The sequence below is a fragment of the Candidatus Paceibacterota bacterium genome, assembly GCA_035452965.1.
Taxonomy (GTDB): domain Bacteria; phylum Verrucomicrobiota; class Verrucomicrobiia; order Limisphaerales; family UBA8199; genus UBA8199.
This window is the reverse complement of sequence record DAOTCE010000003.1, coordinates 250,492-264,227: the sequence shown is the minus strand read 5'-3', so window position 1 is coordinate 264,227 and position 13,736 is coordinate 250,492. Positions and strand designations below refer to the sequence as shown.

Sequence of the window (13,736 nt, the reverse complement as noted above, 5' to 3'; positions counted from 1 at the left end):
CACGCACCACCGGTTTCCCACCGCTTGCAGCCGAGCGATTGCCAAGGCCGCAACCAAAGAGACAGAATCATGGGAAGACAGAATCATGGGAATTGACTCAGGCGTCTTCGCTCCGGGAATGATTCTGTCTTTCTGCCTGGGCATGAGATTTCCGAGCTAGGTCTCCTGACCCACAGGCGTGAGGCGCCCGTCCTTCAACTGCAGCACACGACCCATGAGCCGGGCCAGTTCCAGGGCATGGGTGACGACGATGAGCGTCACGCCTTCCTCGCGGTTCAACTCCAGCAGGAGTTGGCCGAGCTGCTGGGCGGAGGCGTGGTCGAGGGAGCCGGTGGGTTCGTCGGCGAGCAGAAGCTGCGGCTGATTGATCAAGGCGCGAACGACGGCGACGCGTTGCTGCTCACCGCCGGAGAGTTCACCGGGATGGTGGGCCTTGCGTTCGCCCAAGCCGACGCGGTTCAGGAGGCGCTCCGCCCGGTTACCGGCACCATCGCGCGCCGCCGCCTCTGGACATGCGAGGGTCGGGACCAGAACGTTCTCGAGCACAGTGCATTGCGGCAGGAGATAGTGGGCCTGGAAAACGAAGCCGATCTGGCGGTTGCGCACGGCCGCGAGCTGCCGCTCGGTCAGGACACTCGGGTCCTGACCGTCGAGCGCGACCGACCCGCTTGTGGGCCGGTCGAGCGTGCCGATGATGTGCAGCAGCGTGCTCTTGCCGGAGCCGGAGGGGCCGACGATGGCAAGCGATTCGCCGCGCGCGACTTCGAGCGATACGTCCTTGAGCACCGTCAGCGCCTCCGACTTGTCCGGCGCGTCGTAGCGCTGAGTCACGCTGGCCAGTTTGAGGAACGGTGCTGGCGTTGGCATGCTGGAGTGTTGGGCAAAAATGCCAGGCAAGGACAGTAAAAACTGCCTGTTTGTCGGCACCTCAACGGTGCCACAAATTTGAGGGTGCATTCTCCGGCTGGCTGGGGCGAAGCCGCCCTCCGGGAGTCAGCGTTTGATGGCGCGGACGAGGGCGGCGACCCGTTTGGGGTCAACAGGATTGGACACCTTTCCTCCTGCCTTGAGCGAACTGCCGACGATAAAGCCGTCGGCAACGGGCAGAAATTCACGGACGTTCGCGAGGGTCACACCGCTGCCGAGCAGGATTTTTGTGCTTGGGGCAGTGCGGCGCACGCGCTCGACATCCGCCAAGTCGGTTTCCAGTCCAGTGCCGGCGCCGGAGACGATCAGGGCATCCACCAGGCCGCGCTCGACCGTGTCGCGGGCGGCGTCCTCGATGGTCCAGTTTCCCAGCGGCACGGCGTGTTTGACGTGGACATCAGCGAAGATTTGCGCGCGGGGACAAACCCGCTGGCGATAGCGCAGGGTCTCGTAGGCATTGCCCTCGATGAGCCCCTGGTCGGTCAGCATACCGCCGGTGTGGACGTTGACACGGATGAACGCGCCGCCGCAGACCGCACACAGCGCCAGGGCGGCGCGGGCGTCGTTGCGCAGGACATTGAAGCCGACAGGAAGCTTGACGGCCTGGCGGACGGCGCGCCCGGCGGCGGCCATGGCGGCGATAGTTTCGGGCGCAACACTGCCCCTGGTAAAGGGTATGTCGCCGAAGTTCTCGATGAAGAGCGCGTGCGCGCCGCCGCGCTCATAGGCGCGGGCATCGTTCACCGCCAGCCGGATCACGGCTTCCATGTCGCCCTGCCAGCGCGGCGCGCCCGGCAGCGGGCGGAGGTGAACAACTCCAATCAGGACCTTGCGATGCGTGTCGAATAGTGTTTTCACGACTTGCCTTCCTTTTTCGCGCGTAAAGCCGCCAGTGCGGCCAGCGCGGCTTCACTCTCAGCAGCTTTCTTGCTCTTGCCCCGGCCGCGCGCCAGTTCCACTCCGCCGTGCTGCACGATGCACTCGAAAATCCGGTCGTGGTCGGGACCGGTGGCGGAAGCGACCTCATACTGCGGAGCTTCGGGCGAAACGGCTTGCAGCAATTCCTGCAACTCGCCCTTGGGATTCTCCAGAATAGGAATCGCGGAGAGTCCGCCGAAGGACGCCTGAAACTGGCGCAGGATGAACTCACGGGCGGCTTCGTAGCCGCCATCGAGCAACACTGCGCCAAGCAGGGCTTCGTAGGTATCGGCCAGCGCGGAGGGCCGTTCCCGGCCGCCATGCAGATCTTCGCCCCGGCTGACAATCAGGTGCGTGCCTAGGCCAAGGGCTCGGGCGCGCTCAGCCAAGGTGCGGCGATTGACCAGCTTGGCGCGTGCCTTGGTCAGCGGGCCTTCGCCGAAAGCAGGGAACTTCTCGTACAGCTCGCGGGTGAGTACAAGCTGCAGGACGGCGTCCCCGAGAAATTCCAGCCGCTGGTTGGTTTGCATGGCGGGGCCCTGCTCATGAGCAACCGAGGGATGAGTCAGGGCGAGCTGCAGCAAAGCAGGGTCGCGGAATACATAGCCCAGCCGGGCCTGCAATTCTTCGTGTCCGGTGGCGGGAGGCTTCAGGGCGGTGGTCATCCGGGAGCAGTAATGCGCTCAGGGCGTTTCTGCCGGTGCGGGTCCGGCTGGACCCTCGGACTTGGCGGCTTCGGCGGGAGTCTCAGGCTCAGCCGGGGCAGCAGACTCACTTGCCGCAAGCGGGACCGGCGGCTCGGGAGGATGCAAGCCGTGCTCAAGGAGGGAGGCGACGTCGCGCTGGACCTGCTCGAGTTGGTCGAGCTTTAAGGCGGGGTCAACGATGGTGAAGACGTCGCCGGTGGCGGGCTGTTCATAAATGAACACCCGCTGGCCCTCGCGCGTGATCTGCTCCTTGACCTTAAGCAGGCGTTTGCGTTCGAGCATGACGGCCAGAATAAAGCCGGCGGGAACGTAGCGCGGGTCGTTCTGCTCGATGAGTTTCCGCAGGAGCGACTCGGCGGTTTCCCGCTGGATCGCATCAGTGGGCGGCGGCGGCGCGACATAGACTCCCTGCCAGTAGGAGACAAAGCCTTTGCGATCGCGGGCGCCCTGGCTGTATTGCTTCTGCCAGCAGTCGCCGCAAATATCTGACCGGCGAAAGTCGGCTTTCTCATCGAAGAGCAGCGTGTGATAGGGTTCCTGGTCGGCGAAAGGTTTGCCGCAGGCGGCGCACGCGTGGGCGCGGGACTGGATATTCCACTCGGTCATGTCCCGGTTACCACTGCCGCATCCGGTAGTACCGCTGTGTCCCGGTGGCAGCCGGATCGGTGAGGATTTGGAGGCCGCCGTTCCCGGGCCGGGTGCAGACATCGGTCCAGGTCGTCGCGGTGAGGGATTCCTTGTACTGGAGAGCGTAGCTCTTGCGCACCAATGTCTGCACCAGTGTGCTGAAGCGGGTGCCATCCCGGGCGGGATTCAGGAGCAGCGGCACCGGCAGGTAGCCTTGCATCAGCACCACCGTATGGTAGGCGCCGGCGGCGATGTTGGCCGCAGGCGGCAGCCCGGACGAGACGGCGGCCTGACCGCTCCAGTTTGCTCCCCAGGCCACCACGGTGCCGTTGGTGGTAAGGGCCAAGCTGTGCGCCGCGCCACCGGCCACTGCCACCACGTCAGCCAGTCCGGCCGGGACATCACATTGTCCTCGTGAATTGTCGCCCCAAGAAGTCACCGTGCCATCGGCTTTCACCGCCAGACTGTGATATTCGCCGGCCGCAATGGCCACCACGTTGGCCAGGCCCAGCGGCACCACGGACTGCCCCGCCAACCTGCCTTCCGCATCAGTGTTTTCGCCCCAGGCGACCACCGTGCCATTGGCCCGCAACGCCAGCGTGTGGTTGCCGCCCGCGGCAATAGCGACCACATCGCTGAGCCCGGCGGGTTGCTTGGTTTGCCCGAAGCTATTGTCGCCCCAGGCCACCACCGTGCCGTCGGTTCGCAGCGCGACGCTGTGCCAGGTGCCGGCGGCAATGGCCAGCACGTTGTCCAAATCCGCCGGCACATTGGTCTGGCCGTAGTCGTTGGCACCCCAGGCGAGGACTTGGCCATCGGTACGGATGGCCAGGCTATGATAACCGCCAGCGGCAATAGCCAGGGCGCTGTTGAGCGAGTCCGGCACGGCGCATTGTCCGTAGGAATCATCCTGCCAGGCGACGACGATGCCATCGGCCCGCAGGGCCAGCGTGTGCCAGGCGCCCGCAGCCACGGCGATCGCATTGGTGACCGTTGCCGGAGTGTTGCATTGGCCGAAGGTGTTGTCGCCCCAGGTGGACACGGGCGGCGGCGGCGGCAGGACCAGCGTAAAGTCATAGCGGACGACATCGCCGGCCAGGACGACGGCGTTTGCTATGGTCAACGAGCCGGCGCCCTTCTTGGTGGCAGTCGCCACATAAGGGGTGCCGCCGGCTGTGGCGGGAATGAGTGTGGCCACGTAGTAACCGTTGCCATCGGTCCGAACGGTCGGCCCGCCGGTGATGCTCACAGTGGCGTCGTCCACGTATTGCCCGGTGGCGCCGTCTTTGACGCGGCCCCACATCATGCCTTCGGTAGCAGTGGCAGGATTGCGCCACGGCATGGGAGGGGTACTGACCACGTTCGTATTGAGGTTTCCGGCGGCATACGACCACCAATTGGCCGGGGCGGTAAAGTAGGAGTAAGTCGCGTACCCCTTGAGCCCTTTGTCACGCAGATAGCTGATCTCGTCGGTCATGGTCGGAATGTCCAGACCGCTGAAGCTGATGCCCATGAACACCGGCCGGACGGATATCCAACAGGAGGTGATACGGTCCGCCCATGATTTGAACGTGCTCTTGCTATAGGTCTGCGGGATGACCGCATCCACCCAGCCGTTGTGCAGCATCCCGGCCCAATCGCAGAAGTAAAGATAGGGGGTGGAGGTGGTGAAGTCGCACGAGCCCGGGACAGGGCTGTAAGCGAGCGCGGCGCTGGTGTGGCGCAGCGGCTGGCGCGGGTTGCTCTTGATGGATTGGATCTCGGCCTGAACGCGGGCCATGAGCTCGTTCTTGAAGCGGCGGCGATAGTTGGCCCAGTTGGTATTCGTATTACTGGGGGTGCCGACGTAGCCGGTGTTGAGGCGGAAACGGGCCAGGCCGGAACGGGCGTGACTGAGAGCAGGATAGCCGAAACCCGCAGTGTAGCCCGCGCCGTTGATTTCGTCGTCCCAGTTGATGCCATCAATCGGGTAGTTCGTCACCAATTCCCTCACAATGCTGACAAGGTATTCCTGCACATCGGGAGATCCCATGTCGAGACAGTAGTAGCCGTCAACGGGCAGAGGAGTGCCTTCCTCGCTGTTGGCCCGGGGTGCTATGAACCATTCGGGATGAGCGGCCAGCGTAGCGTTGCCGGCGGGCGGGAAAACTCCGTTAGGCGGGGGAAGCGAGACGCGATACATGGCGCCGCCGCTGCCGCCAATCCAGGCGTGGACTTCTATGCCGGCGGCATGCGCCTGCGTGCACAGGTATGCCAGGGGATCGAAGTCGGCCTTGACGCGCGGAGACCAGGGCAGAATGTTCGATTGCCAATGGGCCCCATGCGAGGCGCTGCCGTTCATATCCATGTAACCAAGCACCTGGACGATGACCGCGTTGTAGTTGCCGCTGGCAAGGGTCGAAACCAGGGTGTCCACTTCGCTCCGGCTGCTCATGCCGGCATGAAAGATATCCACCCACGCCGCGCGGAACTCCTGGGCGGGCAGCGAACTCGCTCCTACGGCGAACAGAAGCAAGGCGGCCAGCCGCCTCCCCCGCGCGGAAATCCAGCGCCGGAGCGATACCACCCCGGCGACGGTTCGTGGGTGATGGCGGCGAGCATGTGTATTCACGACGACTTCAAGAGATGAAATATCGGACCATCCTACGCCTTCGCCGGGGAAGGTCAATCCGGCAAACTGGTCAAAGTGGAGCCATCCGGGCATAAGCGCCAACAACCCTGCTGCCGACCCCGCCATTTATCTGTCCCTGGACCGGCAGGACCATCGTCGCGGCTGCCCTTCGCTGGCCAAGCAAGGAAGTCCTACAATTCGGATGCGAATATTGGATTCCTCCCGAAACACCGGTCCGATTCCGATGCGAACCCGGCGATACCCCTGTGTGTATCCCATGGGGAGCGCTCCCCATGGGATACACACAGGGGTTGCACCATGTTCAAGGCGGGGTCACCCGGTGCAAACTCCCCACACTGTCCATTTTTGAGACAGTTGGAAGAAGGGTGGCAGCGAACCTGTATACGTCACGCTTGCGGGGCCAGAACGCAAAATCACCACTGCCGCATCCGGTAGAATCGCGACGCGCCGGAGGCTGACGGGTCAGTCAGAATTCGCAGGGCGCCATTGCCCGAGTTGGTGCAAACACAGGTCCAAGTGGCAGCTGTGGGCGAATCCTTGTATTCCAAGGCATAATTCATCCGGGCCAATGTTTGCACGGAGGCACTAAAACGGCTGCCGTTCCAGGCAGGATTCAGCAGCCGCGGTACGGGCATGGCACCCTCCAACAGAACCACGGTATGAGAAGTCCCAGCGGCGACCGCCGCCACCGCTGACAAGCCGGAAGGTACCTCGCACTGGGAATTCCAATTAGCACCCCAAGGGGTCAAGGCGCCATCGGCGTGCAGCGCCACAGAGTGGGCGCCTCCGCCGGTGACAGCCACCACATTGGCCAACCCTTGCGGTTTGTCGCATTGGCCTTGCGAATTGTCACCCCACACCTCCACGGTGCCGTCGGTCTTCACTGCCAGGCTGTGATATTCGCCGGCCGCGACGGCCCGCACGTTGGCCAACCCGCTCGGCACCACCGATTGACCGGCGATTCTGCCTTCGGCATCCGTGTTTTCGCCCCAGGCCACGACGGTGCCATTGGTCCGCAACGCCAGCGTGTGATTGCCACCCGCCGCCACCGCAGTCACGCCGTTGAGACCGGCGGGCTGATTGGTTTGTCCGAAACCGTTGTCGCCCCACATCACCACGGTGCCATCGGCACGCAGCGCCACGCTGTGCCACGTTCCAGCCGCAATGGCTATCACATCGCTCAATTTCGCCGGCACATTAGTCTGACCGTAATCATTGGCGCCCCAGGCAACCACTGTGCCGTCGCTTCGCAGAGCCAGGCTGTGATATCCCCCGGCAGCGATTGCCACAGCGTCCCGGAGCGAGGAGGGCACCGCGCATTGTCCATAAGCTTCGTCTTCCCAGCCGACGACTCTGCCGTCGGCGCGCAAGGCCAGGGTGTGCCAGGCGCCCGCGGCTACTGCGACTGCGTTGGTGGTCGTCGCCGGAGTGTTGCATTGGCCGAAGGTATCGTCGCCCCACGCCGCGACCGGCATAATGGTCAGAATCGCGTCCGTGCTGAGCGCTTCGCCCAGAGCATTCGTCACGAGCACCGAGTAAGCGCCCACGTCTGTGGCGCGCACGAAGGGGATGTTCAGCACGCTCGTCGTTGCGCCCGGCAAAGCTGTCCCGCCAAGCCGCCACTGGTAGGAAAGCGGGCGGGAGCCAGTAGCGGCAACCGCGAAGGAAATCGCCTTGCCTGGGGCGATGGTTACGCTTTGAGGCTGGCCGGTGATGGCGGGCGGGAAGGTGCCGCCCAGATCGAAATCAAGCTCGTACATGTTGCCGGTGACCTGCCCGACGGCGACGTCAACCGTCCCGGAACCGCTGGGGTAGTTGGTCTTGCTGGCGGTGACGGCGTAGCGGCCGGGTGGCAAATCAATGAAAGCATAGAAGCCCGTGCCGTCCACGAACATGGTGCGATTGGTCGGACCGGTGACGCTCACGGTGGCGCCGTCGGCCCAGGCGCCCGAATTGCCGAGGTAGACTGTGCCCATCAAGTGGCCGGCGACAGGAGAGGTCTTCCAGGGCATGGAGGGGATGTCGTCCCAGCTCGGCGTGACATCCGCGACCAGGGGCGGGGCAAAAATCGCCCAGTCACCATAGGTCAGCGGCTTCGGAGAGACCAAATACGGGCTGCGATAGGAGTAACCGCTGAATCCATGGGCGTAGTTGCCGGCGGGTGACGCGGTGCGCGTCATCTGGAGATGGAGGATGGCATTAGTCAAGTAGTTCATGTAAATGCCCGGCCCGATGATCATGTGGCGGTTGCCTGTGCGGTCCTTCTCGAAGTTGATCCAGCGAAGGTAATCGTTGGGCAGCTCATGCTGGCGGTAATAGGTCATCGGCACGGCCATGTCCACAATCCCCTCCTCAACCCAGCTATCCCAGTCGCAATACACGTCATAGTATGGGCGCGTGTCCATGAAGGCCTCGCGAGTGGAGTCAACCGGGGAGGGATTCCACGTGACGAACGAGCCGGATTGCTTCACCCACGGCTTGGTCTTCTGAATGCGCGCGTAAACCTGCCGCACCACGGCGCTGACCTGGTCGCGCCGCCACTGCTTGAACTGCTCGTTGGACGGCGAGGGTTGGCCGGTCAGGCCGTAACGGGCATTGTAGCGGGCGATGCTGGTGGGGTTGTAGCCCTGGTCGCTGGCGGTGAAGCGGACGTAATCGTAGTGAATCCCATCAATGTCGAAGTTGTTCACCAAGTCCATGGCCACTCCCACGGTGTATTGGAGAACGAGCGGATGGCCGGGGTCGAAGGCCCGGTCGCCGACCTCGGCGCCGGCATCGTCCAGGCTCGGCCAATAGTTGTCGAGGTTAGTCAGGCTGCCGGTGGGAGAGTCAATGTGCCGCTTGTAAACCGTGCCGCCGCTCGTGCGGAATGTGACCATCCAACAGTGGACCTCGATGCGCTTCTTGCCGCCGGTGGTGTCATGGGCGGCGTTGATGATGGCTTGGAGGGCGTTGAAATTAGAAGGCGTAAGGCCGCCCATGTACGGCTCGCCCATGCTGGAGGGATAACAGGCGTCGCAGTTACGGCGCACCTGCACGAAGACCGCGTTGCAGTTAGCGTCGCGGATCCGGCCAGCCGTGCTCGTGCCGGGAACGCCCAGCAAGGTGTCAACCTCGCTTTGCTTCAGGAAGCCAGCCCCCCACGCGTCAACCCAGAACGCTCGCCATTCGGCGGCAGTGGCCAGGGTGGCGAAACAGATGAGGATCACGATGGCGAGGCTGGCGGCCCTGCCGGCGGTCAGACTCAGGAACGACGGCCTTCGGGCAGGGGTTGGTGCTTGGTGACGATGTTCAAGTTCGTTCATGGCGAGTTCAGACACTAAGGTTATTGGACCATACTGCACGGTTTTGAAGGAGGGTCAATTCCGCATAATCGAGCGTGTCAGGAAGCCACCCGCCAGCCAAGAGCCGGGAAGCACCCGGCTGCTACCACCGTCTCACACGGTAAAAGCGCTGGGACAGGCTGGGCTCCGGATCGAGGTATTGGAAAGAGTAGGTGGTGGTGTTGATGTTCGTCAGCTCCACCCAGTCCGCGAGGTTGGTCGTCGCCTCGACGGCACAACGGCCGAGAACGCCACTGACCTGCAACTCAATTTGGCCGCCGGGTGTCAGACTGATCGAGTCAATCCGGGGCGGGAGCAGTTGAGTGACGATGAGGATGGCGTCCGCGCTGGTCGCCGTCCCGGCAGTGTTGGTCACCACGACCGAGTAGCTGCCAGCGTCCAGCCCTCCTATGCCCGCAAGCGTCAGCATCTCGGTCTGCGCCCCGGAAACAACGCCCCCATCGCTCAAATCTACCCCGTCCTTCTGCCACCGGTAACCGAGCGGCGCCTGGCCCACAGCCCCCACCGTGAACATCACCGTGCTGCCCGCCGGGTTGGTCTGACTCACCGGCTGCATCGTAATGACCGGTGCCACCAGCAATACCGCGCTGGCGCTCACCGTCGGCCCTACCCCGTTGGCCACCTCCACCGTATAGCTGCCCGCATCTGCACCTTGCGCGTTGTTCACTGTCCACGAAGAGGTGGTCGCCGCCGCGATGTTCTCCCCGTTCAACCGCCACTGGTAGCTCAATACCGTGTTGCCCGCACTCACACTGAACGTCGCGCTGCCGCCCGCCGTCACCGTCTGCCCAACCGGCTGCGTCACGATGATCGGCGCATCCAAATACTCTACCAGCACGTCGTCAATCCACGCGTCGCCGGTTGTGGTGCCAAGCGCCGCCGACCCAATCAGCATCGAATCCAACGCCCCATCCGTCGCCCCCGTCATCGTCCGGCTCAGTATGTCGTCCACGTAGAAGTTGAGCGTCGTCCCGTCCGCCAGACGCTCAACCGTAAACTTGTGCCAACCCGTGGAACGACTCGGCGCCCCCGCCGCGTTCAGGTTAAACCAGCCAACACTCGAACCGTAAGACACCCGGCCCTGATACTTGGTCGAGTCCCAGGTCTCGCCGGACAGGGTCACGTTGTTGTACTTGCCCACGGCCAAAAGCTGCTGCAGCCCGCTGCCGTCCGTGTAGCCCGCCCCCGTGTGGGCGCGCACCTCGGCAAAGGCCCGCGTCTGCGCCCCGTCGTAAATCCAACACGTCGCCCGCATCCGCCCCGCCACCTCCACCCCGAAGTTATGATACATCTTGTCCAGCGAATGATTCACCAGCGCGCTGCAGCCCCCGCCAGGCGTGTGGTTTTGCACACTCGAATTATCCAGCCCCGTCGCCGGACTGACCGCCGCGTTCCACCCGTTCAGGTCGCACGTCTCAAAGTTGTCCTGGAAGGCAACCGCCCCCGTCAGCGTCAGAGCCGCCTCCAGGCTGGTCACACTTCCGATGGGATTGCTCACCACCACCGAATAAAGCCCCACATCTCCTGACTGGACGTTGCTCCGGGTATAGCTGCTGGCGGTGGCGCCCGAAATCGCAACCCCATTCTTGCGCCACTGATAGCTCAACGGCGCGGTGCCCGTCGCCACCACTGAGAACGCCGCCGTCTCGCCGACGGAGACGGCCTGGTTCTGGGGCTGCGCGGCAATGTCAGGCGGCACGTTCACTGTCAAAACCGCATTTGCGCTGGTGACCGATCCCGCAGTGTTGCTCACCACCACCGCGTAGCTGCCGGCATCGGAAGACAGGACACTGGCCAACGTGTAAACGCTGGCGGTGGCGCCCGAAATCGCACCCCCGTTCTTGCGCCACTGGTAGCTCAGCGGCGCGGTGCCCGTCGCCGTCACCGAGAACGTCGCCGTCCCGCCGACAGAGATGGCCTGGTCCTGCGGTTGCGCGGCGATGCCAGGCGGCACGTTGATCGTCAGTATGGCGTCTGCACTGATCGTGCTGCCGACTGCATTCACAATGAGCACGGAGTATGCTCCGGCATGAGCCGGTATCGCCGCGCCGCGGGTATAGCTGGCGCCCGTCGCGTCGGCCAGGTCGGTGCCGTTGAACCGCCATTGGTAACTGAGCGGCGCAGTGCCGACAGCGGCGACCGTAAAGGTGGCGCTGCTGCCCTGAGTCACAGCCAAATCCTCGGGTTGGGCGGTGATGAAGGGCGCCATGGTGATGGCGAGCATGGCATTGGAGCTGGTCACACTCCCCGCCATGTTCGCCACGACCACAGAGTAGGCGCCGACATCCGCCGGCTGCACCCCGGCGCGAGCATAGCTGCTGCCGGTGGCTCCCGCCAGGTTGGCGCCATTGAGGCGCCATTGATAACTCAGCGGTGGCGCGCCCGTCGCGCCGACGGTGAACGTCGCGGTGGCACCCTCGTTAACGGTCTGGTCCTGGGGCTGCGCGGTAATCGAGGGGGGCAGGTTGACCGTGAGCACCGCCACCGCGCTGGTGATGCTGCCACCCACGTTCACCACCAGCACCGTATAGCTTCCGGCGTCGCTGGCTTGCGCGTTGGCACATGTGTAAGCGCTGCTGTTGGCCCCGGTGATATTGGCGTCGTTCAACTGCCACTGGTAACTCAGCGGCGCCGTCCCGCTGGCGGTGACGGTGAACGTGGCGCTGCCACCTTGGTTCACCGTCTGGCCCTGGGGCTGAAGGCTGATCGTCGGCGGCACGTTCACCGTCAACACCGCGTTCCCGCTGGTGACCGACCCGCCGGCATTGGACACCACAACCGAGTAGCTGCCCGCGTCGCCCGGTTGGGCGTTGTTGCGGGTGAAACTGCTGCCCGTTGCGCCGCTAATGCTCGTTCCGTTGAGGCGCCACTGGTAGCTGAGCGGCGCGGTGCCCGTGGCGCTGACCGTGAACGTGGCGGCGCCACCGGCAGTCACCACCTGGTTCTGCGGCTGCGCCGTAATTGCCGGCGCGACGACGGGCGGCGCATAAACCAGCTTGATGGCGTCGGCCATGACATTCAAATCGCCCGTGAACCCATCGGTGATTCGAATGTAGCCAGCCGTGCCGGCGGCGAAGTTCCAGGTGCCCAGCAGATTGAACTGCCCGCCGTTGATCGCCTGGTTGACATTCACGGTTTGCGTGCCGCCATTGTACTGTATGACGTGGGGGGCATCTGTGGCGCGGTTGCCACCCGCGGGGTGCCACTCGTACACCTGGTAATTGCCCGCCTTGACAATTGTCGGGACGAAATTGACATAACCGCCCTTGGTGCTGAGGTGGGTCTTGTAATAATAATCAGTGTCGTACTTGTCGCTCGAGGAAGTGCCGGTGAGCCACGAGCCGCTCACGGTAACGGCGGCATCGCGATTATCCACGATGATGTCAGTGACCGTGCCGGAAGGATTGGTCACGAAGGTGAAATCACCGGACGCACGCTGCAGGTTGGACGCGTTCTTGGATTTCACCCGGTAATGGTAGGTGGTCGAGGCACTAAGCCCGCTAAGCGTCAGGCTGTGGTTAACCCCGCAAAAGCCGCCCAAAACCGAGCTGCCATACGCAGTGGTGGTCCCGTATTCCACAATGCTGTCCGAGTTCTGGTCCGTGGTCCAGGAAATCGTCACCCCCGTGTCGGAAATGCCTGATGCGCCCACGGCGGAGATGGCCGGGGCGGCGGTGTAGGCGCCCCCAATGCTGTTGGCACCAATGGCATTCCAAATGTCGGTGGTGTGCAGCGCGGCACGCCAGTAGCTGATACCCCGGTAACCCCCAACCGTCACAGGGGTGGAATCGCTCTTTAGGGCGCTGATGAACTGCGTGATCTGGGTGCCGGTGGTGTTCCAGCCTTGCGCAATCGGCGCGAGCGGCTTGATGGAATTGCGCCAGATGCCGGTAAGGGAGTTCTGCCAACTGCTCCATTCGTCATCCATCCAGGTGAGCATGTAGGCAGGCGTCACTCCCAGCTCGACCCAGTAGCACTGGGGCATGACGGCGTCGCAGTAATAGCCGAACTCCTTATAAGGAAACGACCGGTGGACGCTTATAATCGGCATGGGCGCGTGGGCCAGGAACTTGTTGGGCCAGCTGGCGCGAATGCTTGAGCAGAGGTTTATGGCCGCCGCGCCATTGTTGGCCACACTCTCCCACTCGATCTCTGCGTCAATCACAAATCCATCCGCCCCCAAATTGAACACGTAATCCGCCACCCCCTTTTCCCCCGCAATGTCGGTGCCGTAGGAACGGGTATAGCCGAATATCTTAAGCCCGGCATTGTGGGCGGCAGTGACGGTCGAGCTGGTGAACTGGACGCTCCCATAGGGAGCATACAAACTGCCGCCCTCGCCTGCCTTTATGACGACATAGGACATGCCCTTGCCTTTCGCATAGGTCATCAAGCCGGACACACCGCCATGCTGCGACGCCGCGTCGCTCAGAATGTAGATCCAATCCCCCTTGCCGAGATTCCAGGGGTCGATGTTGCCATCGCGGAGCTGAGCCCCGGCGCGCGGAGCGATGACAATCAGCGCCAGCAGCACAGCCGCTGGCAATAGAACAAGACGCATGGTACGACGCATATCTGCTC

The 13,736-nt window shown here is 63.5% G+C and carries 7 protein-coding genes; all 7 read right to left on the bottom strand.

The window, feature by feature from the left end; all coding sequences use genetic code 11:
- Nucleotides 1-156 precede the first annotated feature (156 nt).
- A complete protein-coding gene (locus P5205_04820; GenBank protein HSA09675.1) occupies nucleotides 157-867 on the bottom strand; it encodes an ABC transporter ATP-binding protein in 711 nt (236 codons plus the stop codon).
- 126 nt (nucleotides 868-993) lie between these two features.
- A complete protein-coding gene (locus P5205_04815) occupies nucleotides 994-1,785 on the bottom strand; it encodes a BtpA/SgcQ family protein (GenBank protein HSA09674.1) in 792 nt (263 codons plus the stop codon).
- Entirely contained in the window at nucleotides 1,782-2,510 is a 729-nt protein-coding gene (gene rnc, locus P5205_04810; GenBank protein HSA09673.1) for a ribonuclease III, read from the bottom strand. Before rnc ends, P5205_04815 begins: the two co-directional genes overlap by 4 nt.
- Nucleotides 2,511-2,528: 18 nt before the next feature.
- Entirely contained in the window at nucleotides 2,529-3,158 is a 630-nt protein-coding gene (locus P5205_04805) for a hypothetical protein (GenBank protein HSA09672.1), read from the bottom strand.
- 7 nt (nucleotides 3,159-3,165) lie between these two features.
- Nucleotides 3,166-5,883, bottom strand: a complete 2,718-nt coding sequence (locus tag P5205_04800; protein HSA09671.1) for a family 10 glycosylhydrolase — start codon at nucleotides 5,881-5,883, stop codon at nucleotides 3,166-3,168.
- Nucleotides 5,884-6,224: 341 nt separating this feature from the next.
- Nucleotides 6,225-9,116: a family 10 glycosylhydrolase gene (locus P5205_04795; GenBank protein HSA09670.1), complete on the bottom strand. Its 2,892-nt coding sequence runs from the start codon at nucleotides 9,114-9,116 to the stop codon at nucleotides 6,225-6,227.
- Between the two features lie 121 nt (nucleotides 9,117-9,237).
- Nucleotides 9,238-13,716, bottom strand: a complete 4,479-nt coding sequence (locus P5205_04790) for an immunoglobulin domain-containing protein (GenBank protein HSA09669.1) — start codon at nucleotides 13,714-13,716, stop codon at nucleotides 9,238-9,240.
- Nucleotides 13,717-13,736 lie beyond the last annotated feature (20 nt).

What these genes read in the sequence shown, in the direction of transcription:
- P5205_04820 (HSA09675.1), bottom strand. Translation starts at nt 867, where the DNA reads ATGCCAACGCCAGCACCGTTCCTCAAACTGGCCAGCGTGACTCAGCGC.
- rnc (HSA09673.1), bottom strand. Translation starts at nt 2,510, where the DNA reads ATGACCACCGCCCTGAAGCCTCCCGCCACCGGACACGAAGAATTGCAG.
- P5205_04805 (HSA09672.1), bottom strand. Translation starts at nt 3,158, where the DNA reads ATGACCGAGTGGAATATCCAGTCCCGCGCCCACGCGTGCGCCGCCTGC.
- P5205_04800 (HSA09671.1), bottom strand. Translation starts at nt 5,883, where the DNA reads ATGCCCGGATGGCTCCACTTTGACCAGTTTGCCGGATTGACCTTCCCC.
- P5205_04795 (HSA09670.1), bottom strand. Translation starts at nt 9,116, where the DNA reads ATGAACGAACTTGAACATCGTCACCAAGCACCAACCCCTGCCCGAAGG.
- P5205_04790 (HSA09669.1), bottom strand. Translation starts at nt 13,716, where the DNA reads ATGCGTCTTGTTCTATTGCCAGCGGCTGTGCTGCTGGCGCTGATTGTC.